The organism is Proteus sp. PR00208 (assembly GCF_016238545.1).
GTDB lineage: Bacteria > Pseudomonadota > Gammaproteobacteria > Enterobacterales > Enterobacteriaceae > Proteus.
In genome coordinates this window covers 44,598-70,298 of the sequence record NZ_JAEHQE010000023.1, presented here as the reverse complement: position 1 = coordinate 70,298, position 25,701 = coordinate 44,598, and the positions used below count along the sequence as shown (strand labels likewise).

Below are 25,701 nucleotides of genomic sequence, written 5' to 3'. Positions count from 1 at the left end.
AACCTCTAAATATTTTCTTTTTGTGATCTATCTCATGGATTTTGCAGTTCTACTTCTCTTTTTAACGCCCCTTGAAAAGGAGTGTTAGGCTCCCCATTATTATGTAGATAAACTAAGAAAAAGCGAGTTCGTAAACCATCACCTTAGATGTAGTTCACACTCCTTTCTATTAATAATATGAATCTTTTTTTATAAAAAGGAGAACCAAGTGCGTTGGCTCCCATTAATTGTTATCTGCCTTCTTATCTATATAGAAGCCGTTATTTTCGTCAATGTGGCATCTTCTATTGGCGTTCTTACAACACTATTCCTTGTGGTGCTGACTTCTTGTGTTGGTGTCTCACTGGTAAAAAATCAGGGCGTAAAAAATATTGCTTCAATGCAACAAAAACTTGCAGTGGGTGAAGTGCCAGCAGCAGAAATGGTGAAAAGCGTTTCATTAATACTGGCAGGTATTTTACTGTTGATCCCAGGCTTTTTTACAGATTTCTTGGGCTTGCTGTTGTTATTACCACCATTGCAAGCACTATTAGTGACGAAACTGATCTCTCGAATTCAAATTTATTCAGCAGGTCATGGTCAAAGTGGATTTTCTTCTAATCAGAATGGATCAACCTTTGAAGGCGAGTTTCAGCGTAAAGAGGATTCTCCGAGTAACCAACTGAATAATAAGACGGAAGATCAGGATAACGACCATTTTTCTGACAAAAAATAATTAGCCCAAAGCATAATCAACTGAAATGGGGAAAATTTGAAAAAAAATCACACTTCTCCCCTTGAAGTTTTACTGGATGCCCCCACCTGTATCGTCATGGTACTGGTTCATCTTGGGCACTGGTATCAACCTTAATCCTGATATGGACTTTTTTATAGGAGCACTATTAATGAAGATTCGTCCATTACATGACCGTGTTATTGTTAAACGTAAAGAAGTCGAAGCTAAATCAGCAGGCGGTATCGTACTGACTGGCACTGCGGCGGGTAAATCAACTCGTGGCGAAATTTTAGCCGTAGGTCAAGGCCGTATTATGGAAAACGGCGACGTTAAACCGCTGGATGTTAAAGTTGGCGATATCGTAATTTTTAACGACGGTTATGGCGTTAAAACAGAAAAAATTGATAACGAAGACGTGCTTATCATGTCTGAAAGCGACATTTTAGCAATTGTAGAAGAATAATTTTTCTCTTTTAAGATCTTCTTAAACTGAACGAATTCAAAGGAAATATACGATGGCAGCTAAAGACGTCAAATTCGGTGTAGATGCTCGTAATAAAATGTTACGTGGTGTTAATGTTCTTGCAGATGCAGTTAAAGTAACTTTAGGTCCTAAAGGTCGTAACGTTGTTTTAGATAAATCTTTCGGCGCACCTGTTATTACTAAAGATGGTGTATCTGTTGCTCGCGAAATTGAACTCGAAGATAAATTCGAGAACATGGGCGCACAGATGGTGAAAGAAGTTGCTTCTAAAGCCAATGATGCGGCAGGTGATGGTACTACAACTGCAACAGTATTAGCACAATCAATCATTGCCGAAGGCTTAAAAGCAGTTGCCGCTGGCATGAACCCTATGGATCTGAAACGCGGTATCGACAAAGCTGTTCTTGCAGCAGTCGAAGAACTGAAAAAACTGTCTGTTCCATGTTCAGATACTAAGGCGATTGCTCAAGTTGGTACAATTTCTGCTAACTCTGATGAAACCGTTGGTACTCTGATCGCGCAAGCGATGGATAAAGTGGGTAAAGAAGGTGTTATCACCGTTGAAGAAGGTACTGGCTTAGAAGACGAGCTAGACGTTGTTGAAGGTATGCAGTTTGACCGTGGTTATCTGTCTCCTTACTTCATCAACAAACCTGAAACGGGTACAGCAGAATTAGAAAACCCATTCATTCTGTTAGTTGATAAAAAAGTTTCTAACATCCGTGAATTACTGCCTGTCTTAGAAGGTGTTGCTAAAGCTAACAAACCTCTGCTTATCATTGCAGAAGACGTTGAAGGTGAAGCACTGGCAACATTAGTTGTGAACAACATGCGTGGTATCGTTAAAGTTGCTGCTGTTAAAGCACCTGGCTTTGGTGATCGTCGTAAAGCAATGTTGCAAGATATCGCAACATTAACTAACGGTGCTGTGATTTCTGAAGAAATCGGCATGGAGTTAGAAAAAGCAACATTAGAAGACTTAGGTCAAGCAAAACGTGTTGTTATCAACAAAGATACAACCACTATTATTGATGGTTTAGGTGATCAAGACGCTATCAGCGGTCGTGTATCTCAAATCCGTCAACAAATCGAAGATGCAACTTCAGATTATGACCGTGAAAAATTACAAGAACGCGTTGCTAAATTAGCTGGCGGTGTTGCAGTAATTAAAGTAGGTGCAGCAACTGAAGTTGAAATGAAAGAAAAACGTGCTCGTGTTGACGATGCTCTGCATGCAACTCGTGCAGCGGTTGAAGAAGGCGTTGTTGCGGGTGGTGGTACTGCGCTGGTTCGTGTTGCTAACGCTCTGCGTGATATGGTTGGTGATAACGAAGAACAAACAGTGGGTATCCGCGTTGCATTACGTGCAATGGAATCTCCAATGCGTCAAATCGTTGCTAACGCAGGTGAAGAGCCATCTGTTGTTGTAAACAACGTGAAAGCGGGTGAAGGTAACTACGGTTATAACGCGGCAACTGATGTTTACGGCGATATGATTGATATGGGTATCTTAGATCCAACTAAAGTTACTCGTTCTGCACTGCAATTTGCAGCATCTATCGCAGGTCTGATGATCACAACAGAAGCAATGATCACAGATTCACCTAAAGATGACAAAATGGATTTAGGTGGCGCTGGCGGTATGGGCGGCATGGGTGGAATGGGCGGCATGATGTAATTCATCAGCTTACCGTTTTACAGAGAAAACCCGAGCTTAGGCTCGGGTTTTTTTATGTCTAAATACGATCGAGATTTGAAAATCACTATTGTAAATTAATACTTAGTGGGTAAAGAATTTCGAAAACTTTCAAAAAAATATTTGATATTTTCTCGTCAAATCCGATATTGGGCACGAATTGTCACTTCTGGAGTTTGGATCAGATCCTGTATATCTTATTATTAGTATACATAATATCCCCTTTTTTGGGGTTTATTTGTTAACATAATTCGCATATCATACCTTTAGTACACAAAATCACCCCTTATAAAGGGTGGTTTCGTTTGAGGTAACACTATGGATTTAATAATCGCTGTTAATACTTTTGAAAAATTCGCTAATCAAGGCAGAAATATTTTTCTCACCAGAGATTTAGAAATACTCTTTCCTGATGAGTCCCAAAAAACACTGCAAAAATCAGTCGATCGATTGGTCTCTGCTAATGTGTTGAAGCGAGCGTCAAAAGGTGTATACATCTATTCGCATGGCTCGTTAGGACCTTATCCTTTGGAGCGCTTAGCCGAAAATATTAGACGAGGCCATTACAACTATGTCAGCCTTGAATCAGCTTTGTCTCAGTATGGTGTTATTTCACAGATTCCCATCGATAGATTAACCATTATGTCAACGGGGCGTTCAGGTGAGTTTAAAACCCCTTGGGGAGTTATTGAAATTACTCATACGAAAAAGAAACCGTTTGAAATCATCAATACAACCATAAAAGGAAGAGGGCCGATGAGGATCGCGACGAAGGAAACGGCTGTTAAAGACTTGATACGGGTTGGTAGAAACACACACCTCATTCAACCAGAGGAACTTTATAATGACTGACCTCGTTGATTTTAACAAATTGGTTGATGATATTGTCATGCAAAAAGGCTATGTCTCCAATAGACCTGTCGTAGAAAAGGAATTGTTTTACTATGACATTATTTTTGCTTTATCTTCGGCAGGTCTTTTAAAGAGTCTTACATTTCAAGGTGGTACATCACTCAGGCTTTGCTATAACTCAAACAGGTTTAGTGAAGATCTAGATTTTGCTGGTGGTAGTGACTTTTGTTCAGAGCAGATGCTTGAAATTAAAGGCTGCATTGAAAAGTATGTTGGTGAACGTTATGGATTAGAGGTCGTTGTTAAAGAACCTAAAGAATTGAGAAAGGAGCCGGAATACGCTGATGTTAAAGTTGATAAATGGCAAATTTCAGTGACGACCAATCAGGGTAAAAATGATTTGCCGAAACAGAAAATCAAAATAGAAATAGCCAATATCCCAGCGTACACACAAAGTATAAAAACACTTGTTTCAAACTATGAGCAGCTCCCAAGTGGATACTCTGATCTCATTATTCGCGTGGAAGATCTCACAGAAATTATGGCTGATAAATTGGTATCTTTCCCAGCAACGACAAGTCATATTCGATATCGAGATATGTGGGATTTGGTATGGTTACATCAGCAAGGTGCAAAACCTGACGCTGAATTGGTCATGAAAAAGATTGCTGATTATAAACTGAATGATGAATTTGAAGGGGTGTTACAGGAAAGGATTGGCTCTTTACCCATACTGGTGAAAAGTGCCAGATTTGAAGGTGAAATGAAACGCTTTTTACCCGTATCCGTAGTAGAGAGAACCATCAATCAGCCGGATTTTCTGATATTTCTACAATCAACCCTTCACGAATTGCTGATTACTATCCAAACAGATATCTATGGTAGCAAAGATCCGAAATCAGAGAAAAAATTTGAAATGTAGATAACAATTTAAGCCCAGATCTAGATAATGCAGTGACCCTAATGACTAAGGTCACTTCGTAGACTCGGGTCTTTTTATGCCGTTTTATTTCAGAATTATCAGATAATTCATTTTATATATAATTAGAAACAACTTATTTCTTTACAATTAGGCAACAGATCGTTTTTACTGCACCGCTTAAAAAATATTAAATAAATTGGGGTGCTCACCATGTCTGTCGTCGCAATTGTACTTATCTTTCTTTTTGCCGTGATTGTGAGTGTGTTTATCTCACGATTACTGTCAGAAAAAATTCCTTTGCCATTAATCCAAATTGTGGTTGGCGCATGTTTGTCGATCTTTGGCTTTGAAGTGGCGTTTGATCCACATCTTTTCTTGTTCCTCTTTATTCCTCCATTGCTGTTTTTAGATGGTTGGCGTATTCCCAAAGAGGCGTTGTTCCAAGAGATTAAACCGATTATGTCGTTAGCGATCGGTTTAGTTGTTGTTACCGTAATTGGGATGGGCTTTTTTATTCATTGGCTTATTCCTTCTATTTCGCTTGCGATTGCTTTTGCATTAGCCGCGATTTTATCGCCAACCGATCCTGTTTCTGTGTCTGCAATGACAGTCAATTCGCCACTTCCTTCACGTATGACACATATTTTAGAAGGCGAGTCGTTGCTTAATGACGCTACAGGCTTAGTCTGTTTTAGCTTTGCGGTCGCAGCAGCATTAACAGGTTCTTTTTCTATTGCTTCAGCAACGGGGCAATTTTTATTAGTTGCTTTAGGTGGTGCTGCGATTGGTTTGATTGTGGCTGGCGTGATTGGGCGATTAAATCAGTTTTTGGTTAAACGTACTGGTGAAGATCCAGCTATCCAAATCTTGATCAGCTTATTGATGCCGTTTATTGCTTATTTATTGGCGGAGCATTTCCATGTCTCGGGGATCTTAGCGGCGGTTGTTGCTGGTATTGCAATGCACTACGAAAAAATCGTGGGTCGTATGCAAGCAGCGACACGTATGCAAAGTAAAGCGGTTTGGGATACGGTTCAGGTTGCACTTAATGGCATGATTTTTATTCTATTAGGCGAACAACTTCCTGCAATGTGGAAAATTTTACCTGAAGTGACGCAATCGGCGGGTGCAACTAATCCTTGGGCAGTTGTAGGTTATATTATCGTTATTACAATCGGACTTGCTGTACTGCGTTTTTCGTGGGTATGGGTATCGATGTCGCTGACGGTATTCCGTTCTCCTAATAAACGTTTATCTCGTCATGATCTGCGCTTAATGGCGATTATGGCAACAGCGGGTGTTAGAGGTGCGATTACACTAGCAGGTATCTTAACCCTTCCTTTATTAATGACAGATGGTTCACCTTTCCCAACACGAGATCTCGCCATCTTTATTTCCATGGGCGTTATTCTCTGTTCATTATTGATAGCCACAATTGCATTGCCGATTTTAACTAAAGGGCTATCAGAAGATTTACCTTATGAAAATGATGAAATTCGTACGCGTTTGGCGTTAAACGAAGCGGCGATTGCGCATATTAATGAGCTAATGAACCAACCTTGTGAAGATCTTGATGAGATGTCACTACGCAATGAGGCAGGTTCACATTTATTAGAAATTTATAGCCGTCGTCTTGATAGTGAAGACAGTGTGCAAGAAGGGGCGCTTGATCTGAAACGCTTGTTTAGCATGGAGCGTCAGTTGTCTCGTAGTGCATTAAAAATAGAGCGCGATACATTACAGCAGTTACGTAAATCACGTCATATTAGCGAACATATTTTTCATCGTTTACGCCATGAATTAGATTTAAAAGAAGAAGCGTTGAATCATCATTTGAGTTAATTTGTTCAATATTATCTTCAGATAGCGGTTTGCTGTCTGAAGACTTTTAAAAAAATGAACTAATTGTGTGTTCATTCTCGCACTGTGTAGGCTGAAAATCAGTCTGATCATTTTAAAAGCACAAAAGTTAGTTTAGCCTAAAGCAACATGTAATAAAAAACAAAGGTAAATGGGGATGTGTTATTTTAATCTGGTCGCGATATTTGTACTAGTATGATATGCCATACTCAATGGAGAAAAATATGGATAAAATTATTGAATTAATTATCACAAACCAAATATTTCAATGGATGATAGTTGGTATTATTTTAGTAGTCGTTGTTATGTTTGTGACCTTATTTATTCAATACAATATTGATAGAGTTAAAGGACGATATGCTAAGTTTTTATGGTTTGAGGTTAATAGAGGGTGGTTTCCATCAGATAAAGAAAAACAAACAGCTATTAAATCTAGTTTGACTGGTAAGAATATCAATACAGGGCAAAACTATGGAGTGATTGGTGATAAATATACTGGACTCAAGCAGCGTGAAGTTACATCTGAGGATGTGCAGTATCTAGCTCAAGATATCGCTAAATTCTCAAAAAAATATGCGGATAAAATCAACCATTCTCACATTACACTAGGTTATCCAGGGTGCAAAGAAACAACTAACTTGGCAAATCAGCTTCATCCTATATTGAAAGAGATGGGATTCAACAAGATAAAAGAGTGTAACTTACAGACATATGGTGCAGTTGGTAGAAAATTTGGAGTTTCAAATGCCCCTGATAATTCAATTATGATAGAGATATTTCCAGCAGATAATGTGGAATAGTAGTTAATTAGCAATCATTATAGAATAATTTTATTATTTGTTAGAGTTAATTTCATTTATTGATGTAAAACTTACCTAGTATTTTTAGTTAATATTATCTTCAGATAGCGGTTTGCTGTCTGAAGATTTTTAAAAAAATGAACTAATTGTGTGTTCATTCTCGCACTGTGTAGGCTGAAAATAGGTCAGATCGTTTTAAAAGCATAAAAGCGGTGTAGAATAGGGGCATTATTGCTTTGTCTATCTCAAAGCTGAATTTGTACGTTAAAATAAGTTTGAAGCGAAAATAATATCTTAAGGCTATTGGCTAATGTGAGATAGTGATGATGATTTATTTTTGCGCATAAGAGAGATGACAAGGTATATTGTTGTCATTACTAAACGGACACTCAAATAAATGAGGGGATCATGCGAATTAAATTGTTATTGGGAGCTGCTGCTGCGTTGTTACTAGCAGGCTGTTCTGCAACAAACACATTAAGCACTGCGGGCTCACAGGTACAAATCACTGATACGCAACCAGGCAGTGAATGCCAATTATTAGGAACAGTGACAGGTGTTCAAAATAACTGGTTATCAGGTTCCCGTACTGAAAGCCAATCACTGCGAGGTGCTGCTAACGATCTACGTAATAAAGCAGCCGCAATGGGTGGTAACGTTATTTTTAACGTTGGTACTGGCGCAGGTAGCTTTGTTGATAGCTTTGCACCATTAGATAGCAAAATGAGTGGACAAGTTTACAAATGCCAATAAGGGCATTTTATTTATTCACTATTTATTAGTCTGCTAATAGATAAAAAGCTGTAGTCACTTCATCTATTTGAATTGAGCTACAGCTTTTTTGTTTTTGTGATATGGATTATTGCTGGCGTAATCCAAGATCTAACAATGTTTTACTAGGTTCACCACCAATTTCACGTGTGAGTTTAGGTACCATATAACCTGAAACTAAGCTCATTAGTGCTTTCATGATCTCTCTTGCTTCACTGTCTGGCACCATAAAGTGAGCAGCACCTTGCACTTTATCTAGAACATGTAAGTAATACGGCATAATGCCGGCATCAAATAGTGTGCGACTTAAATCCGCAAGGACTTCAGCACTGTCATTGACACCTCGTAATAACACACCTTGATTCAATAAAGTGACGTTGGCATTTTTTAGCTTTGAACAAGCTTCTCTCAATGCGTCATCAATCTCATTGGCGTGATTGATGTGCAATACCATGATATTTTGCAAACGTGATTGTTGCAGGCGTTTGCATAGCGTATCCGTAATACGTGCAGGGATAACCACAGGTAAGCGAGAGTGGATACGTAAGCGCTTAAGATGAGGAATAGCCTCTAATTGTGTTATCAACCAATCAAGCTCATCATCTTTCGCCATAAGGGGATCTCCCCCTGAGAAGATGATTTCATCGAGTTTTGAGTTATTTTTGATATACTCAATTGCTTTTTGCCAATTCGCTTTGTTTCCTTTGTTATCTTCGTAAGGAAAATGACGACGAAAACAGTAGCGGCAATTGACAGCGCAACCACCTTTGACCAGAAGCAATGCACGATTCTGATATTTATGTAATAAACCTGGCACCGCATTTTGTTGCTCATCTAACGGATCCGTAGAAAATCCTGGTGTTATGGTAAATTCAGCATTTGCAGTTAATACTTGTAAAAGTAATGGATCGTTAGGATCGCCTTTTTTCATGCGTGCAACGAATTCACGGGGAACCCGTAGCGGAAAAAGCCGTCGCGCCTGAGCCCCTTTTTGGAGATCAGCGTGATGTTCCAACGCTAAAAGTTGGAGTAATTCAACAGGATCACTGATTGCCTGCGCGAGTTGTGTTAACCAGACTTCTCTGGTGGGGTGATTATGAGTTACAATGTGTGCCATTTTTTGGCTATGCCATTTTAAATTAAAAAAGTTAGAGGATATTCATGGCTTCTTATAATACCAACGATTTTCGTTCAGGTCTTAAAATCATGTTAGATGGCGAGCCAGCCGTCATTACTGAATGTGAATTTGTTAAACCAGGTAAAGGTCAGGCATTTGCTCGTGTGCGTCTGCGTAAACTGATTTCTAACAAATTACTGGAAAAAACATTTAAATCTACTGATTCAGCAGATGGTGCTGATGTCATGGATATCAACTTAACTTACCTGTACAACGACGGTGAGTTCTGGCATTTCATGAACAACGAAACCTTCGAACAATTAGCAGCAGACGAGAAAGCTGTTGGCGAAAATGCTAAATGGCTGATTGACCAAGCTGAGTGTATCGTAACACTGTGGGATGGTCGTCCTATCGCTGTTGTTCCACCAAACTTTGTTGAATTAGAAATCGTTGATACTGATCCAGGCCTGAAAGGTGACACCGCAGGTACAGGTGGTAAACCAGCAACATTAAGCACTGGTGCGGTTGTTAAAGTTCCACTGTTTGTACAAATCGGTGAAGTTATCAAAGTTGATACTCGTTCAGGTGAATACGTATCGCGCGTAAAATAATCGCATAGGTTATTTTACTGAGCGAAACGATAAGCACAATAAATAATTACCGCAGATAATGTTAAATATCTGCGGTATTTTTTTATTTTAATTTATAAATATTGATTAATAGGTAGTATTTTCTTTCTAAAAATTTGAGTGATTTGTATTACTGCATTATTTAATTTTATGTGTTATTATTTTGTTTCTAACTTATTTACCCCTTCATTATTCCTGATGCCAAAATAGAATGTGATATTCAATATTGGAATTGGTAAAAAATAACCATTTTTTTAAAATAAGCGTGTAGGTTGTTTTGGTAAAGACAATCCACAGCAATATTTATTTAAGTTATTTTGACTTTCCTTTAAGAGATATTGAAGAGTATAGATAAAAACATTAATCCTGTAATATTATTGATCTTTATTTTATATTTTAGTTGTACTAGGGAAACCCTTTCAATATAGACATTTACTTTGATATATCTCTTTTATTTTTTTCTTCTTTTCTTTTATTCTGTGATTAATATTAACTAAATTAGGTTTTTTAAATAAAATCTCATATCTTTTCATCTCTCTTTTATTATTAATTTTCTATCCCTAAATAACGATAATTGAATCATTAACTAGATTATTATTTAGTTTAAAATAATCATTTTCGGTTAATGCTTTTAACTCTGAAATAAAATAATTGCTAACACTAAATAAAACTCTATCAAATATTATGGTATTTGAGTAATAACGCCAATTAAGCAGAAAAAATCGATTTTTATCTGTCTCATTTCATTTCTTACACTCTAGTTAAGTGTCAACGTCATTATTGTCGATATGTCATTCTTAGTTCCTTCTTGTGTTTCTATCTTAATGATTTTTATCATAAATAAATTAAATCCTCTCTTGGCATGAAATATGCTTTATCTAAAGAAAAATTGACGACAGTAATGCTGTTAAACGTTTTTCTCGGAGGATGTGGCGAATGAATCGCTTTGTAATTGCAGAGCCACAACGATGCATAGGGTGTAATACCTGTATGGCAGCTTGCTCAGAAGTTCACCAAGCTGTGGGTTTACAGGCGCATCCGCGTCTTACAGTGGTAAAAGTGGAGGATCAGACAGCACCGATGCTTTGTCGGCACTGTGAGGATGCTCCTTGTGCTCGCGTGTGCCCAGTCAATGCCATCACTCATGAAGATAATATGATCTTTCTTAATGAGAGCCTGTGTATTGGCTGTAAGTTGTGTGGTCTAGTTTGTCCTTTTGGTGCAATTACACCATCAGGTAGTAAACCCGTTAACTTACCGGCTGTTTTTGAACACTTTGTGCCTGAAGAAATGTTGGCAGATGTGCCAGCAAGTCTTCCAACAACCAACCCATTCCTTGCATGGAATGCAGGTATCCGCGCAATCGCAGTGAAATGTGATTTATGTGCTTTCTCTGATGAAGGCCCTGCTTGTGTCAACGTATGTCCAACCGATGCATTGCATTTAGTTGAAGAAGACAAACTTGAAGAGCAGATGAAAACGCGTCGCTTAGGCTCTGTGATGGAACCCATTACGAATCTTGACGATTTATCTACTTTGACACAGGAGCGGAAGTAATATGGAACCTCTTCAGTTACTGCTGTGGTCAGTCATCCTGTATGTTGTTGGTGGCGTTATTGCACTGTTTTTAAAAAAACAGGAAGGGTTGGCAATCCTTATTTCAGGGATCAGCGCAATCATTGGTGGTGTCTTAGGTATTTTAAGTGCATTACCGGTTATTTTTGGTGGTGAAATCGCTACTTTTACCGCCGCAGGGCCTTTCGATTTTGCCGCCTTTGTGGTGCGCATGGATATGTTAGGCGCCTTTATGGTGTTCGTCATTTCATTACTGGTCAGCGTGTGTGCGCTTTATTCTCTTGCTTATGTGCAAGAATATAAAGGACGCGGCGCTTGGAGCATGGGATTTTTTATGAATCTGTTTATTGCTTCTATGGTTGGCTTAGTGGTGATGGATAATGCGTTCTACTTTATTATCCTGTTCGAAATGATGTCACTGGCCTCTTGGTTCTTAGTTATTGCTGACCAAGATGACGAATCTATTCACGCAGGTTTACTCTACTTCTTTATTGCTCACGCAGGCTCCGTGTTAATCATGATTGCCTTCTTCTTGATGTGGCGTGAAAGTGGTAGCCTTGATTTTGATTCATTCCGTCAACTCTCTCTTTCTCCTGCGATGGCCTCTGTGGTTTTTTTACTGGGCTTCTTTGGTTTTGGTGCCAAAGCCGGTATGTTGCCATTACACAGTTGGTTACCAAAAGCTCACCCCGCAGCACCTTCACATGCATCGGCATTAATGTCAGGTGTAATGGTTAAAATTGGTATCTTCGGGATAATTAAAGTCGGTATCGATTTGTTGGGTGCTACTGAAATGTGGTGGGGAATTGTCGTCCTCGCATTCGGTGCGGTTTCTTCTGTATTGGGTGTTATGTACGCATTAGCAGAGCACGATTTAAAACGTTTACTTGCATGGCATACCGTTGAAAATATCGGCATCATTTTAATGGGTGTTGGTGTCGGTATGGTAGGAATGGCAACAGATCATCCTGTTATTGCCGCACTTGGCCTGTTAGGTGCTTTATATCACTTATTAAACCATGCGGTGTTTAAAGGATTATTATTCCTCGGAGCTGGCGCCATTATTAATCAAATTCACACTCGTGATATGGACAAAATGGGTGGGTTAGCCAAACTGATGCCTTACACTGCAACGGCATTCTTAATTGGTTGTATGGCGATTTCAGCGTTACCACCATTAAACGGTTTTGTTAGTGAATGGTATACCTATCAGTCTCTATTTACGATGAGTTACGAAGGTAACTTTGTGATGCGCTTAAGTGGTCCTATTGCCATTATTATGCTGGCAATTACAGGGGCATTAGCGGCAATGTGTTTCGTTAAAGTCTATGGTGTTAGCTTCTGTGGCGGTCCTCGTAGTGAGCAAGCAACAAAAGCAAAAGAAGTACCACTACCAATGACGATTGCGATGGGTTTATTAGCACTTTTCTGTGTTGTGTTAGGTGTGGGAGCTGCTTTTGTTGCACCAATCATTGCCAATATTGCAATGTCTCTTAGCGAAACCAGCGCATTAACTGTGGCTCAAGGCTCAATGCTTGTTCCTGATACTGCATCACAAGCAATGTTCTCTCCAGCATTAACATTTGTTTTATTAATTGCTCTACCGCTTATCCCATTCCTGATTTACCTCGGCCTAAAAGGCAATCAACCTGCGTTTCGTCGTAAAGGTAATCCTTGGGCGTGTGGTTATGTGTGGGAAAAAGATATGGCAGTGTCAGCAGGTGGCTTTACTCAAGCATTACGCAGCATGTTTGCACCACTTTATCGTATGCGTAAACAACTTGATCCATCTCCATTGCTGTCTCGTGGTTTTAATAAAACACAGCTCGGTGCTGAAAAGGTCGAACCATTCTGGGATGAACGCATTATTTATCCTCTGGTTCGTGGTATCCAACGTTTTGCAAAACGTATCCAATGCCTACAAGGCGGGGATTTCAGACTCTATTGTCTATACGTTGTTGCAGCGCTGGTCATCTTGCTTTTAGTCATCGCAGCGTAAGGAGAGGGACTTATGACTTTCCAAGAAGCACCTACGTTAATGATGGGTATATTCGCACTAATACAAGCACTCTTTTTGTTGGCGATAACCCCATTATGTACAGGTATTTCGCGCACAATTCGCGCCAAGATGCATTCGCGTCAAGGCCCTGGGATTTTGCAAGATTATCGAGATATCTTTAAGTTATTTAAACGTCAATCAGTAGCACCTGAGCAATCTGGCGTGATCTTCCAAGTGATGCCTTATGTATTACTTGGCAGCATGCTGGTGGTTGCAATGGCACTGCCTGTCTTTACCGCAACGTCACTGTTTGCGGGTGCAGCCGATCTTATCGCACTGATTTATCTGTTTGCACTTTATCGTTTCTTCTTCTCTTTATCGGGTCTGGATTCAGGAAGCCCATTTGCTGGTATTGGTGCTAGCCGTGAATTAACTCTGGGTGTGTTAGTAGAGCCTATCTTAGTGTTATCACTGATTGTGGTGGCTTTAATTGTGGGTTCAACCAACGTCGGCACTATTAGTGCAACACTTGCTCAAGGGTGGGTATCACCAACTGCCACACTGTTAGCCTTATTAGCTTGTGCTTTTGCTGCATTTATCGAAATGGGAAAAATGCCATTCGACGTTGCAGAAGCTGAGCAAGAGTTACAAGAAGGACCATTAACTGAATATTCAGGCTCTGGTTTTGCCATGGTGAAACTGGGTCTTGGGTTAAAACAAGTGGTAGTGGCTGAACTGTTCTTAGCCATATTTATTCCTTTTGGTAAAGCAACAGAATTCACCTTTATTGCACTGATCATTGCGTTAGTTTTAATGGCAGTAAAATTGTTAGTGGTGTTTGTATTAGCGTCATTGGTTGAAAACAGTTTAGCGCGTGGTCGCTTCTTACTGACTCACCATGTGACATGGTTAGGATTCGGTGTTGCGGCACTGGCTCTTGTTTTCTATTTAACCGGTCTATAAGGAGCGATGATTACAATGGAAAATATAGCTCTTGCGACCTTACTCATCCCATTTGCGGGGGCGTTGATTACGTCCTTAATGCCAAATCGGATGGCGAAGTGGTTATGTACACTGTTCGCTTTATTAGCCACATTAGGAACGGTTGTTTTAGGTTGGCAGTTCCTCGCTGAAGGTAAAGTCGATACCACAATTACGCTAGTACAATATGGCGATGTTGCGCTCTTTGGTTTTACCATTGATCGTGTCAGTACATTGATTGCTTTCGCTGTTGTGTTCTTAGGATTGTTGGTGAGTTTTTACTCCACTGGCTATCTAACCAATGGCAACCGCGAGCATCCACATGATGGTACTCGTCGCTATTATGCCTTTTTGTTGATTTTTATTGGTGCAATGGCGGGGTTAGTCCTTTCATCGACTATTCTGGGGCAACTCCTGTTTTTCGAAATCACCGGGGGATGTTCTTGGGGATTAATCGGTTACTACCAATCTGAAAAATCGCTCCGTTCAGCAATGAAAGCGTTGTTGATCACTCACGTTGCTTCAATCGGTCTTTATCTCGCAGCTGCAACTCTGTTTGTGAGTACGGGGACATTTGAATTAACCGCAATTGCAACCTTAGATGAGCCAACCAAACTGATTGTATTTGGTGGAATTCTCTTTGCTGCTTGGGGTAAATCAGCGCAATTACCACTGCAAGCTTGGTTACCTGATGCGATGGAAGCACCAACTCCTGTGAGTGCTTACTTACACGCCGCGTCAATGGTAAAAGTCGGTGTTTACATCTTTGCTCGTGCGATTATGTCAGCAGATGGTGATGTTCCTCACCTTATTGGTTGGGTGGGTATTACCATGGCGGTTATCACGTTGATTTATGGCTTTATGATGTATCTGCCACAAAAAGATATGAAACGCTTGTTAGCATGGTCAACTATCACTCAGCTCTCTTATATCTTCCTTGCATTATCTATTTCAATCTTTGGACCGCGCGAAGCGTTTGAAGGTGGTATTGCTTATATCTTTAACCATGCCTTCGCTAAAAGTTTGTTTTTCTTAGTTGCTGGTGCATTGAGTTATAGCTGTGGTACTCGTATGTTGCCGCGCTTAAAAGGGTTAATTAATAAATATCCATTATTGGGTGTGGGTTTCTGTGTTGCCGCGCTGGCAATCGCAGGTGTTCCACCAATGAATGGCTTCTTTAGTAAATTCCCAATTTTTGCCGCAGGTTTTGAACTGTCGAGTGTTTTCTGGGTGATGACACCAATTATGGTGCTAGTACTGATTGAATCTGTTGCTAGCTTCACTTGGTTTATCTACTGGTTTGGTCGTGTCGTTCCTGGCAAACCAAGTACAGAAGTTGAGGAAGGACAGCCTGTTCCTATGGCAATGCAAATTGTAATTGGAATACTGATTATTATGTCCTTTGCATCCAGTGTTATCGCAGTCACTTGGCTAGGATAAGGGAGATAAATCATGACTGGAGCACTTATCGTAAACAATCTGGCGGGGTTAATGATGATCACCTCGCTACTGGTAATTGGCGCGAAAAAGCCAATTGCATCCTGTTGGTTCTATGCATTGCAATCTTTCGTTTTAGTGATGATTTTCGTCACTTTAGCCAATACATTAGATGCACACCAACTCACACTTTGGGCCATTACCGCTTTCTTCACTAAAGTTCTGCTTGTACCACTTATTCTAGGATTTGCATTCCGTAAGTTATCCGATCCTAGTGCGAATGCTGGCGTTATCAGCCCAGCAATATTAATGCTGCTAGCCGCAGTGATTGTGGTCTTAAGCTGGTTCGTCGTTGAGCCAATTCAAATACCAATGGTTGTTGATTTGAAACCTGCACTCGCAGTTTCTCTGGGACATTTTATGTTGGGTCTGCTGTGTATCGTGACTCAGCGAAATATCCTAAAACAAGCTTTTGGTTATTGTTTAATGGAAAACGGCTCTCACTTAACACTGGCATTATTGGCGTGGAGAGCACCAGAACTGGTCGAAATCGGGATCGCCACTGACGCCATCTTCGCTGTGATTGTGATGGCAGTGTTGGCTCGTAAGATTTACCGCACGCTCAACACACTGAACGTGGATCAACTGACCGCGCTGAAGGGGTGAGGAGATGAACCAAACAACCATGTTAACGATTTTAATGTTTTCACCGTTGGTATTTTCAATACTGGCGTTTCTAAGTCCGTTATTAAAAGCCGGTGCGCGCCCTGTTGTGACGGGTATTCATGCTATTGGTATCTCCGTATTGTTAATCGCTGCATTAGGGACTGTGGCAGATGTCATGTCTCATGGCGAAATATTGGCTGCTGCTAATTGGGTTCATGTGGATAGCCTCGGCGCATTATTCCTCGCCATCTTAGGTATTATCGGCTTTTTAACGGGGCTTTATTCTATTGGCTATATGAATCATGAAGTGGATGAGGGCGAAATCTCAGTACGCACTTTGTGTAATTACTATGGTTTCTTCCACCTCTTTTTGTTCACCATGTTATTGGCAATCACCAGTAATAACTTGATCTTAATGTGGGCGGCAATTGAAGCAACAACCTTAAGCTCTGCATTCTTAGTCGGAATTTATGGTCAACGTTCTTCTTTGGAAGCTGCGTGGAAGTACATCATCATTTGTAGTGTGGGTGTGGCGTTTGGTCTTTTCGGGACTATTTTGGTTTATGCCAATGCCGCAAGCTTTATGCCTGATCCAGATCAGGCTATCTTCTGGACTGAAGTGTTGAAATATACAGACCAATTAGATCCAACATTGATGCATTTAGCTTTTGTCTTTATTTTAATCGGTTTCGGTACCAAAACGGGTTTATTCCCAATGCACGCATGGTTACCAGATGCACACAGTGAAGCACCAAGCCCTGTCAGTGCGCTGTTATCAGCAGTTTTACTGAATTGTGCGCTGTTAATTATCATTCGTTACTACATCATTATTGATGCGGCAATTGGTACTGAATTCACACGTAACTTATTGTTAATCTTTGGTTTCCTCTCTGTTGCTATCGCGGCGTTCTTTATTCTTATTCAGCGTGATATGAAACGTCTTTTAGCGTATTCCAGTGTGGAAAACATGGGATTAATTGCCGTCGCATTAGGGATTGGCGGACCAATTGGTATTTTGGCTGCTTTATTCCACACCTTAAACCACAGCTTAGCGAAAGCACTGTTGTTCTGTGGTTCAGGTAACGTGTTATTGAAATATGGTACTCGTGATTTAAATGTCGTGAAAGGCATGTTTAAAGTGATGCCATTAAGTGCAGCCCTTTTTGCTGGTGGTGCTTTAGCGCTAGGTGGTATGCCGCCTTTCAATGTCTTTATTAGTGAATTTATGATTGTTGTGGCAGGTTTAGCTTCTCAGCACATTGGCTTAACTATCCTATTATTATTGTTATTGACCGTAGTATTAGGTGGTCTAGTTCGTATGGTGGCTAAAACTGTCTTTGGTCCAAAACCTGATGTTGTTGCTAAAGGTGAACTGGGAATTTTAACCACATTACCAATGGTCATTCTGATTGCACTTATGCTGTTAATGGGAACTCACATTCCTAAGCCTGTCAGCGAGCTGTTAGAAAATGCCGCTAATATCGTGATGAATATTGATAAAAGTGAGTCACCTACTTATGCATGGCCAACGGCTTTAATCAGCAATCCATCCACATCGGTTCAGGAGATGTAACGTGAGCTACCAAAATTATGTCAGTAGAAAAGAGGGAAAAGAACTAGGCGGAGATTACGTTGCCAAGGTTCGTGAGAAATTCCCATCAGCCGTTCTTGATGAAGAGCGACAAACCGCTGATCAATTGACGATAACAGTAAAAACGGAATCACTCCCTGAAGTGGTGGAATATCTGTATTACGGCTTAGGCGGTTGGTTACCTGTTTTATTCGGTAATGACGAACGTAGTTTAAACGGGGACTATGCTGTTTATTACGCATTATCAATGGAAGAGGGTGAAAAATGCTGGGTTGTTGTAAAAGCCCATGTTAGCCCAATCACTTTAGAGTTTCCGTCAGTGACACCGCGTGTACCAGCCGCAGTGTGGGGTGAACGTGAAATCCGTGATATGTATGGTCTTATCCCTGTTGGTTTACCTGATGAACGTCGTTTAGTGCTTCCAGATGACTGGCCTGAAGAGATGTATCCACTGCGTAAAGATGCGATGGATTATCGCCAACGTCCAGCACCCTCAACTGAAGTTGAAACTTATCCCTTCTTGAACGAAGGTAAGCAAGATGCACGCGTTGTGCCAATTGGTCCAATGCACATTACTTCGGATGAACCAGGACACTTCCGCTTATTTGTAGACGGTGAAAACATTGTCGATGCCGATTACCGCATGTTCTATGTTCATCGTGGTATGGAAAAACTGGCAGAAACCCGTATGGGTTATAACGAAGTGACATTCTTATCAGACCGCGTGTGTGGTATCTGTGGTTTTACTCACAGTGTGGCGTATGTGACTTCTGTTGAAAATGCGTTAGGCATTGAAGTACCACGTCGTGCGCATACTATTCGTTCTATCTTATTAGAAGTTGAACGTCTTCATAGCCATTTATTAAACATTGGTTTAGCTAGTCACTTTACAGGCTTTGATACTGGCTTTATGCAATTTTTCCGTATTCGTGAAAAATCAATGCAGATTGCAGAGATGCTCACCGGTGCGCGTAAAACTTATGGCCTGAACTTAATTGGGGGTATTCGTCGCGATATCTTAAAAGATCAGCGTCTGAAGACTATCCAACTTGTTAGAGAAATGCGCAAAGAAGTCACTGAATTAGTGGATATATTGCTATCAGCGCCGAATATGGAACAACGTACTGTTGGTGTTGGTATCTTAGATAAGAAAGTGGCTCGTGATTTTAGCCCAGTAGGTCCAATGATAAGAGCGAGTGGTTTTAAACGTGACGTGCGTTTTGACCACCCATTTGCAGATTATGGCAATCTTCCACTGACGCTCTTTAGTTATGAAGGTGGCGACGTATTTTCCCGTGTGATGGTACGTATTAAAGAAGTCTTGGATTCAATGGCAATGATTGAATATGCCTTAGATAACTTGCCAGAAGGTCCATTATTAACCGAAGGCTTTACTTATCAGCCATATAAATTTGCTCTGGGCTTTACTGAAGCACCACGCGGTGAAGATGTTCACTGGAGTATGTTGGGTGATAACCAAAAATTATTCCGCTGGCGTTGCCGTGCTGCAACTTATGCTAACTGGCCAGTATTACGTTATATGTTGCAAGGAAATACCGTCTCTGATGCGCCGTTAATTATCGGTAGTCTTGACCCTTGTTATTCCTGTACTGACAGGGTAACGCTCGTCGATGTGAAAAAACGTAAATCTAAAACAGTTTCTTATAAAGAAATTGAACGTTACAGCATCGAACGTAAAAATTCGCCGCTCAAGTGAGGGAATGAACGATGTTAAAATTGTTTAAAACCATAATCAAAACAGGCGAAGCAACGACCAAATATCCGTTTAAGCCTCTGGATTTACCTGATGGTTTCAGAGGAAAGCCTGAATATGATGCACAGCAATGCATTGTCTGTGGTGCCTGCACCTCAGCATGTCCTGCTAATGCGTTAACGATGGAAACGAATTTGGAAACAGGCGAGCGTCATTGGCAATTATTCATTGGCCGCTGTATTTATTGCGGTCGTTGTGAAGAAGTTTGCCCAACAAGAGCGATTGTTTTATCCGATATGTTTGAAACGGCAGTGACTAAAAAGTCAGATCTTTATATTAAAGGCACTTTTAAATTATTGAATTGCCGTGAATGCCATCAACCATTTACGCCTAGAAAATCAGTTGAATATGCGATGGAACTATTAGTGCAATCAGGCTGGGATGAGCAAACCGTAGAAGCGATGCGCCCACAATTTGAAACTTGCCCTGAATGTAAGCGTAAACATAACTTGTTATCTGATGGTCGTGAAAATATTAGTGTGGGCGAAATTGGGAGTACAATAAAATGAGTCTACCAGAAATTCCCATTAATCATCATGTTAGCCAGCCTATCACCCTTGATGATCAGGTTAAAAAGCTAAAGCAGACATTGTTGAAAGATATTCAGCGTTCAGCTTATGTTTATCGTGTTGACTGTGGTGGTTGTAATGGTTGTGAGATTGAAATTTTCTCCGCAATTACACCGGTTTTTGATGCTGAACGTTTTGGTATCAAAGTGGTAGCCTCGCCTCGTCACGCTGATATTTTATTATTCACTGGCGCAGTAACGCGCCAGATGCGTGTTCCTGCATTACGTGCTTATGAATCAGCGCCTGATCCAAAAATCTGTATCTCTTATGGCGCTTGTGGCTGTGGTGGTGGGATTTTCCACGATCTTTATTGTGTATGGGGTGGTAGTGAATCTATCGTGCCTATTGATGTGTGGATCCCAGGTTGTCCTCCAACACCTGCGGCGACGATTTATGGATTTGCTGTTGCACTGGGCTTGTTAGACCAAAAATTAAAAGGCGAATCGCACATTGAAGTAGAGAATGAAAAAGCCTCTCTAATTCTGCCTTCGATTCCTTTAGATGCTCGCGTGATGATTGAGCGTGAAGCGCGCCGTCTTGCTGGCTATTATCAGGGAAGACAAATCAGTGATCATTTCCTCACCTTATTAGAAGGCGCTACTATTCAGGAAGTCAGCGGACGTGTAGATGAATGGCTACGACAAGCGAATGATCCTCGTTTATCTGAGATTGTAAAACGCCTTGTTTATTCATTAAGCCAAGGGGGGATTTATGCCTGATGATGCTAACGTTTACTTTTGGTCATTAAGACAAAAGTTTGTTGATAGCGATGATGATATTCCTGCGGAAGCGCAACAGGTCATGTATTACTCACTCGCGATTGGTCACCATGTGGGTATGATTGATTGCTTAAAAACAGAGCTAGTCTGCCCTTTAGAAAAATATAAAGCATGGATTGACTTATTACCTGAAGGTGAAGCCAAACGCAAAATGCAAGGATTGCTAACATTTGGCGAAATCAATATTAACTCTGAGCATACTCACTTATTAGCGTTAGCATTTGATCCTATTATCAAAAATGAAGATCCCATTTTTAGTGAGTGGAGTCAAACGCTGATTAAATTACTGGGTGAGATCCACGCAGAGCCTGCTATTTATTTGATTGTGAAGAGAAAGCCATGAGTAAAGCAATGACAGCACCTAAAGTGGTATTAACAGTCGGCAACAGTATGATGGGCGATGATGGTGCAGGCCCTCTGCTTGCTGAGTTAATGGAAGCAAACCCTATTGATGGATGGATTGTTATCAACGGAGGAAGTGCGCCTGAAAATGTCTCTTATCAAGTAAGAGAGTTACAACCTCAATGTGTTGTCATTGTTGATGCCGCAGATATTGGTTTAAACCCTGGTGAGATTAGGGTGATAGATCCTGACTACATAGCGGAAATGTTTATTATGAGCACTCATAATATGCCGCTGAATTTTCTTATCGATCAATTAAAAGATGATATTCCAGATATTACTTTCTTAGGGATACAACCCGATCTCGTTGGTTTTTATTATCCAATGACCGAAGCGGTAAAAAATGCCGTTGATGAAGTGTATCAAGGGATCAAGTCTTGGAGAGTTGATTACTTTCCAGCGCTTGAAGTCTGCGATGAAGAAGATATTGAAGAATAAAAGTACAACAAGTATCCACCGATTTTTGATATAAATAAAAAAGAAAAACATCCGCTTTGCGGATGTTTTTCATTAATGAGTGATATAAGTGTCATTATTTATAAAAAAAGTGTTTTTTGTAACTTATATTACGCATTGTTATTGCTGTGCTCTTTTAGTAATGAAAATAAGACATGAGGAGAAAAAGGGATCAGTCCAATCTTTAATCCAAATGGTTTAAATGCTTTATTAATAATGTCAGCAGAATAATTACCTTTGTCATTTTCTATTTCTGATAGTGTCTTGCGTGAAATATTAATAAGTTTTGCATAGCGTTCTTGGTTTAAACTTAATATTTTTATTCTTAATATTTTTAATGCCTCTCCTTGGCTTATTTCTCCAAATAACAACTGAGACATGATCTGATTAATCACTTCTTTTCTGTCCACGGTTGCAACAGATTGACGTGTTTTAGATACTCTAGCCGGAGATTTGCTTATTTGGATTTTATTTTTGACATTACTCATGATAGTAATCCCCAGCGTTCTAGTTTATTAGGTATAAAATCAAAACCAAATGAAGGCATTGTGAGGATTTGTATTGGCACACCTCTTACCTCTAATCTTTCTTTTAACGTAATGAGTTGTAAGGCGGTTTCTTTTAGCGCGTTAATTAACTGTTCTTGTGGTATTAAATCAGATAAAGAATTTGCGATATTAATAAAATTATACTCTCCTCCCATTTCACTTTGTGAATGCCATTTTGTTGTTCTAGCAATACCTTCAGGATCAGCCTTCATCGGTGCAAAGTCATAGATAGGGGCAAGATAAATTGAGTTATTGTTTCTTATAAAAGAAGTATTTCGACCATGGTTATCACTATTACCAAAAATGATATTCAATAAATCTCGCCTTACCCATTCAATAATAAAATCGTTTGTATCAAATTGAAAATCAAATTGGGTGACCATATTACTTTGATTAATTTTATCAATTAATTCTCTGATCACTGTTTCATGATATAGAGTTGTGCCTGGTGCTTTATTCAATATGGAATAGACAGATTCTATAGCTAAACGAATAACTTTATGATTTTCTCTTTTGATATCAAAACGAGGAAGCCATAAAGAAGGGTAATTATTTCCTTCTTCTAGACGCATACCTTCAATAGAAATAGTATTGAAACCCATTGCAGTAAGTTCATGATAAAAATGATATTCTGCTCTTAAAATATCACAATCTATACTTGAACGTTTTCCTCTCGGAAATTTAACTAAGTAATATTTATCATGGTTAGATATATCATCTTGATAAGTATCAATCCAAACTTCTTCATTATCACTGCATCTTAATAACAATTTCGGAGCTTCGCCTCCGGCACCTGTTGCACCACCAGCGGCTGCGCCTTTACGTTGTGCGTAATCTAGAAAATCGCTGGCTCTATTTTTGACATCATCAATAGTAAAAACAAGGTGTTCATTTAAGTTAGAAGGGGCTGGCAGTGATTCTTTTACACGTAAGTTACCAATAGGTGAAATAGTACCATGATAAAGTAATTCATAGTTTTGTTGTTCTACAGTCAAATTCGAAATATCAAGATATTGAACCCAATATCTCCGACTCGCTCCACTAGGTACAATATCATCTAAAAATTTAAGCCAACTTGGAGAGCCATTATCATCAAAATAAAGGGCAACAGGATGATTAATAGAAACAGAGTGGTTGTCGTCTTGATACAGGTAATCCACTGAATAATTTGTTTCATACTCTAATTCAGTGATTGGATAGGTAATATCATACTTGCTTGCATATAATGTGCGATCATGATCAGGAAAGTTAATAATAGCAATATCTCTCCATTCTTGATCAAGGAATGCTTGTAATGTTACTTTTTCCATATTGATTGCCTTATAAATACAATGAGTGATATTTCACTCATTAAAACATAAAAATGAGTTTTTTGTAACTTATATTACGCATTGTTAAATTGAATGCCTGCTAATAACATTTATTCTCCACGCTAACCTTAATTTTCCCTTTAGTTATCTCTTTTAAAAAACAAACCACCTTAACCCTTTCTTCATAAGAGATAAAAAGAAGTTAATTATACTTATCTTCATTAAATATCATTTTCACCTTTAGTTAGTTAAAAATTAAGTTTTCATTAAGAATGAATTAAGGGTAATTAACTCTGTGAATTACTCTGTTTGCTTGTTTTCAATACTAACTATTTAAGGAGAAATTCTTTTCTTAGCTAAGAATATAAAAGGTGGGTTATGTCTTCTTCTATACCTCAACTGAGTATCGTCGTCGCCATTTATAATGGTGAGAGATTTTTATCTCAATTTTTCAATGGATTACAATCTATTAAATTAAATGATTGGGAACTCATTTTAGTTAATGATGGCTCTAGAGATAATTCACTTAAAATATTGCAAAAATGGAAAGAAAGATTTCCTCGAGTCACTATTATTGATCAGGAAAACCAAGGTGTATCTGTTGCTCGTAATGTTGGATTTAATATTTCAAAAGGTCAATATATTGTTTTTCCTGATATTGATGATGTAATTCATCCTAATATGTATGACAGAATGCTTAATGTAGCTAAAGATGATAATTTGGATATTTTAACCTGTAATGGTAATTATGTTTATACAGATGGGCGTCCTTCACGACCTATATTTCCATCTAATCGCTTGCAGACAACGGGCGTTTTAACGGGGCCGCAATGGCTAGAAATTGCATTAAACTCTAAAAAATTCTTACATGTGACTTGGTTAAATATTTATCGTCGTGAATTTTTACTTGATCATGGTTATTATTTTGAACCAGGTTTACATCATCAAGATATTCCGTGGACAACTGAAGTGTTATTAACAGCGCGACGGGTTAAATATATCGATGAACGCTATTACGATTACTTGATTCATTCCGGATCGGTTTCTCATGCAACACCTAATGACAGTATTCATGTTAGAACAATTCATAATTACATGAAAATATTAGAAATGCTTGATGCTATTAATCAAAAACATAAGAAAGTGGCTCAAAATATTAATGCGTGTTATTGGCAAATCGCAAAAGAGGGTTTGGGAATTATTCACTCAATTGTTGCTATTCAATCTATTGAAATTAAAAAACAAATCATTAAAGAATTTTTTGATAGAGGGATATGGACGCTGATCTGGAAAAATGCGAAAGATCTAAGATTACGTTGGCGTTTAGGTCGACGCTATTTTAAATTAAAAAGAATATTAAATTCATGATCACAAGAGGGCACAATAATGTGCCTTTTTTATTTTCAATGTATATTAAATAAAAGGAAATAATCTAATTTCGTTAAAAATTCATTTTATTTCGTTTTGCGCTCACTAATAAATTCAATGATAAATATATAACTTATTTATTAGAAAAATACTGTGCACTTGCTAGAATTTTGCCATAATGAGTATTACTCCTTAATAAAAGTTTATGTAAAATCAATAAACTGGCGAATATTATTCGAGTAGTTGAATAAAAAAACTTATTATGATGCCACAGGTTTAGCCTTTATCTGCATCAAGTTGCAGAGCATCACAATTACCATTGTTATTTATCTTGCTTCAGCCTCTTCATCTTATTTAGATAGAGATTGATGATAAGTCGTATCTAAAAAATCGGAGAATG

24 protein-coding genes are annotated in these 25,701 nt (G+C 39.1%); 21 read left to right on the top strand and 3 right to left on the bottom strand.

Annotated elements, in window-relative coordinates:
- Positions 1 to 208 precede the first annotated feature (208 nt).
- The 8 genes from JEP36_RS14970 (at position 209) to JEP36_RS14935 (ending at position 8,082) form a co-directional block, all read left to right on the top strand.
- Entirely contained in the window at positions 209 to 715 is a 507-nt protein-coding gene (locus JEP36_RS14970; RefSeq protein WP_198621031.1) for an FxsA family protein, read from the top strand.
- 169 nt (positions 716 to 884) lie between these two features.
- Complete coding sequence (locus JEP36_RS14965) at positions 885 to 1,178, top strand: co-chaperone GroES (protein WP_036914050.1); 294 nt, start codon at positions 885 to 887, stop codon at positions 1,176 to 1,178.
- A 52-nt stretch (positions 1,179 to 1,230) separates the two neighbouring features.
- The gene (gene groL / locus JEP36_RS14960; protein ID WP_198621032.1) at positions 1,231 to 2,877 is read left to right on the top strand and encodes a chaperonin GroEL; all 1,647 of its coding nucleotides are present in this window, start codon (positions 1,231 to 1,233) and stop codon (positions 2,875 to 2,877) included.
- 336 nt (positions 2,878 to 3,213) lie between these two features.
- The gene (gene abiEi, locus JEP36_RS14955; RefSeq protein ID WP_198630401.1) at positions 3,214 to 3,747 is read left to right on the top strand and encodes a type IV toxin-antitoxin system AbiEi family antitoxin; all 534 of its coding nucleotides are present in this window, start codon (positions 3,214 to 3,216) and stop codon (positions 3,745 to 3,747) included.
- Entirely contained in the window at positions 3,740 to 4,669 is a 930-nt protein-coding gene (locus tag JEP36_RS14950) for a nucleotidyl transferase AbiEii/AbiGii toxin family protein (protein ID WP_198630400.1), read from the top strand. The genes abiEi and JEP36_RS14950 overlap by 8 nt, the downstream gene beginning before the upstream one ends.
- A gap of 210 nt (positions 4,670 to 4,879) precedes the next feature.
- The gene (locus JEP36_RS14945) at positions 4,880 to 6,511 is read left to right on the top strand and encodes a Na+/H+ antiporter (RefSeq protein ID WP_198630399.1); all 1,632 of its coding nucleotides are present in this window, start codon (positions 4,880 to 4,882) and stop codon (positions 6,509 to 6,511) included.
- Between the two features lie 242 nt (positions 6,512 to 6,753).
- Positions 6,754 to 7,329, top strand: a complete 576-nt coding sequence (locus JEP36_RS14940; protein WP_198630398.1) for a hypothetical protein — start codon at positions 6,754 to 6,756, stop codon at positions 7,327 to 7,329.
- 408 nt (positions 7,330 to 7,737) lie between these two features.
- Positions 7,738 to 8,082, top strand: a complete 345-nt coding sequence (locus JEP36_RS14935) for a DUF4156 domain-containing protein (protein ID WP_023582946.1) — start codon at positions 7,738 to 7,740, stop codon at positions 8,080 to 8,082.
- 106 nt (positions 8,083 to 8,188) lie between these two features.
- On the opposite strand, the gene epmB is transcribed toward JEP36_RS14935, so the two are convergent.
- Positions 8,189 to 9,217, bottom strand: coding sequence for an EF-P beta-lysylation protein EpmB (gene epmB, locus JEP36_RS14930; RefSeq protein ID WP_198630397.1), 1,029 nt, complete (start codon positions 9,215 to 9,217; stop codon positions 8,189 to 8,191).
- Positions 9,218 to 9,261: 44 nt separating this feature from the next.
- On the opposite strand from epmB, the gene efp reads away from it, so the two are divergent.
- From efp to hycI, 12 genes are all read left to right on the top strand, one after another.
- Positions 9,262 to 9,828, top strand: a complete 567-nt coding sequence (gene efp / locus JEP36_RS14925; protein WP_088494539.1) for an elongation factor P — start codon at positions 9,262 to 9,264, stop codon at positions 9,826 to 9,828.
- Positions 9,829 to 10,782: 954 nt separating this feature from the next.
- Entirely contained in the window at positions 10,783 to 11,403 is a 621-nt protein-coding gene (locus tag JEP36_RS14920; protein WP_198621036.1) for a 4Fe-4S dicluster domain-containing protein, read from the top strand.
- A 1-nt stretch (position 11,404) separates the two neighbouring features.
- Positions 11,405 to 13,420: a hydrogenase 4 subunit B gene (gene hyfB, locus JEP36_RS14915; RefSeq protein ID WP_198621037.1), complete on the top strand. Its 2,016-nt coding sequence runs from the start codon at positions 11,405 to 11,407 to the stop codon at positions 13,418 to 13,420.
- A 12-nt stretch (positions 13,421 to 13,432) separates the two neighbouring features.
- Positions 13,433 to 14,383 (top strand): respiratory chain complex I subunit 1 family protein, encoded by a 951-nt coding sequence (locus tag JEP36_RS14910; RefSeq protein WP_006536164.1) that lies wholly within the window; start codon positions 13,433 to 13,435, stop codon positions 14,381 to 14,383.
- A gap of 6 nt (positions 14,384 to 14,389) precedes the next feature.
- Entirely contained in the window at positions 14,390 to 15,841 is a 1,452-nt protein-coding gene (locus JEP36_RS14905) for a hydrogenase 4 subunit D (RefSeq protein ID WP_109374268.1), read from the top strand.
- Between the two features lie 12 nt (positions 15,842 to 15,853).
- A complete protein-coding gene (gene hyfE, locus JEP36_RS14900; protein ID WP_109374269.1) occupies positions 15,854 to 16,504 on the top strand; it encodes a hydrogenase 4 membrane subunit in 651 nt (216 codons plus the stop codon).
- A 4-nt stretch (positions 16,505 to 16,508) separates the two neighbouring features.
- Complete coding sequence (locus JEP36_RS14895; RefSeq protein WP_198630396.1) at positions 16,509 to 18,077, top strand: hydrogenase 4 subunit F; 1,569 nt, start codon at positions 16,509 to 16,511, stop codon at positions 18,075 to 18,077.
- Between the two features lies 1 nt (position 18,078).
- Positions 18,079 to 19,812 (top strand): hydrogenase large subunit, encoded by a 1,734-nt coding sequence (locus JEP36_RS14890; protein ID WP_109374271.1) that lies wholly within the window; start codon positions 18,079 to 18,081, stop codon positions 19,810 to 19,812.
- 11 nt (positions 19,813 to 19,823) lie between these two features.
- Entirely contained in the window at positions 19,824 to 20,378 is a 555-nt protein-coding gene (gene hyfH, locus JEP36_RS14885; protein WP_151436131.1) for a hydrogenase 4 subunit H, read from the top strand.
- Positions 20,375 to 21,157, top strand: a complete 783-nt coding sequence (locus JEP36_RS14880; RefSeq protein ID WP_072064386.1) for an NADH-quinone oxidoreductase subunit B family protein — start codon at positions 20,375 to 20,377, stop codon at positions 21,155 to 21,157. The genes hyfH and JEP36_RS14880 overlap by 4 nt, the downstream gene beginning before the upstream one ends.
- Positions 21,150 to 21,560: a formate hydrogenlyase maturation HycH family protein gene (locus JEP36_RS14875; protein WP_198621039.1), complete on the top strand. Its 411-nt coding sequence runs from the start codon at positions 21,150 to 21,152 to the stop codon at positions 21,558 to 21,560. Before JEP36_RS14880 ends, JEP36_RS14875 begins: the two co-directional genes overlap by 8 nt.
- A complete protein-coding gene (gene hycI, locus JEP36_RS14870; protein WP_198621040.1) occupies positions 21,557 to 22,057 on the top strand; it encodes a hydrogenase maturation peptidase HycI in 501 nt (166 codons plus the stop codon). Before JEP36_RS14875 ends, hycI begins: the two co-directional genes overlap by 4 nt.
- A 128-nt stretch (positions 22,058 to 22,185) precedes the next feature.
- On the opposite strand, the gene JEP36_RS14865 is transcribed toward hycI, so the two are convergent.
- Entirely contained in the window at positions 22,186 to 22,563 is a 378-nt protein-coding gene (locus JEP36_RS14865) for a helix-turn-helix transcriptional regulator (RefSeq protein WP_196532870.1), read from the bottom strand.
- Positions 22,560 to 23,933 carry a type II toxin-antitoxin system HipA family toxin gene (locus JEP36_RS14860; RefSeq protein ID WP_198621041.1) on the bottom strand — a complete coding sequence of 458 codons (1,374 nt, stop codon included), beginning with the start codon at positions 23,931 to 23,933 and terminating at the stop codon, positions 22,560 to 22,562. Before JEP36_RS14860 ends, JEP36_RS14865 begins: the two co-directional genes overlap by 4 nt.
- Before the next feature lie 378 nt (positions 23,934 to 24,311).
- Between JEP36_RS14860 and JEP36_RS14855 the strand changes: the two genes are divergently transcribed.
- Entirely contained in the window at positions 24,312 to 25,301 is a 990-nt protein-coding gene (locus JEP36_RS14855; protein ID WP_198621042.1) for a glycosyltransferase, read from the top strand.
- Positions 25,302 to 25,701 lie beyond the last annotated feature (400 nt).

Coding starts and splice junctions, on each gene's coding strand:
- hyfH (WP_151436131.1), top strand. CDS start 19,824: ATGTTAAAATTGTTTAAAACCATAATCAAAACAGGCGAAGCAACGACC.
- groL (WP_198621032.1), top strand. CDS start 1,231: ATGGCAGCTAAAGACGTCAAATTCGGTGTAGATGCTCGTAATAAAATG.
- JEP36_RS14940 (WP_198630398.1), top strand. CDS start 6,754: ATGGATAAAATTATTGAATTAATTATCACAAACCAAATATTTCAATGG.
- JEP36_RS14895 (WP_198630396.1), top strand. CDS start 16,509: ATGAACCAAACAACCATGTTAACGATTTTAATGTTTTCACCGTTGGTA.
- hyfE (WP_109374269.1), top strand. CDS start 15,854: ATGACTGGAGCACTTATCGTAAACAATCTGGCGGGGTTAATGATGATC.
- JEP36_RS14935 (WP_023582946.1), top strand. CDS start 7,738: ATGCGAATTAAATTGTTATTGGGAGCTGCTGCTGCGTTGTTACTAGCA.
- JEP36_RS14920 (WP_198621036.1), top strand. CDS start 10,783: ATGAATCGCTTTGTAATTGCAGAGCCACAACGATGCATAGGGTGTAAT.
- JEP36_RS14965 (WP_036914050.1), top strand. CDS start 885: ATGAAGATTCGTCCATTACATGACCGTGTTATTGTTAAACGTAAAGAA.
- JEP36_RS14855 (WP_198621042.1), top strand. CDS start 24,312: ATGTCTTCTTCTATACCTCAACTGAGTATCGTCGTCGCCATTTATAAT.
- hycI (WP_198621040.1), top strand. CDS start 21,557: ATGAGTAAAGCAATGACAGCACCTAAAGTGGTATTAACAGTCGGCAAC.
- JEP36_RS14945 (WP_198630399.1), top strand. CDS start 4,880: ATGTCTGTCGTCGCAATTGTACTTATCTTTCTTTTTGCCGTGATTGTG.
- JEP36_RS14875 (WP_198621039.1), top strand. CDS start 21,150: ATGCCTGATGATGCTAACGTTTACTTTTGGTCATTAAGACAAAAGTTT.
- hyfB (WP_198621037.1), top strand. CDS start 11,405: ATGGAACCTCTTCAGTTACTGCTGTGGTCAGTCATCCTGTATGTTGTT.
- efp (WP_088494539.1), top strand. CDS start 9,262: ATGGCTTCTTATAATACCAACGATTTTCGTTCAGGTCTTAAAATCATG.
- JEP36_RS14905 (WP_109374268.1), top strand. CDS start 14,390: ATGATTACAATGGAAAATATAGCTCTTGCGACCTTACTCATCCCATTT.
- JEP36_RS14880 (WP_072064386.1), top strand. CDS start 20,375: ATGAGTCTACCAGAAATTCCCATTAATCATCATGTTAGCCAGCCTATC.
- abiEi (WP_198630401.1), top strand. CDS start 3,214: ATGGATTTAATAATCGCTGTTAATACTTTTGAAAAATTCGCTAATCAA.
- epmB (WP_198630397.1), bottom strand. CDS start 9,217: ATGGCACACATTGTAACTCATAATCACCCCACCAGAGAAGTCTGGTTA.
- JEP36_RS14860 (WP_198621041.1), bottom strand. CDS start 23,933: ATGGAAAAAGTAACATTACAAGCATTCCTTGATCAAGAATGGAGAGAT.
- JEP36_RS14910 (WP_006536164.1), top strand. CDS start 13,433: ATGACTTTCCAAGAAGCACCTACGTTAATGATGGGTATATTCGCACTA.
- JEP36_RS14950 (WP_198630400.1), top strand. CDS start 3,740: ATGACTGACCTCGTTGATTTTAACAAATTGGTTGATGATATTGTCATG.
- JEP36_RS14865 (WP_196532870.1), bottom strand. CDS start 22,563: ATGAGTAATGTCAAAAATAAAATCCAAATAAGCAAATCTCCGGCTAGA.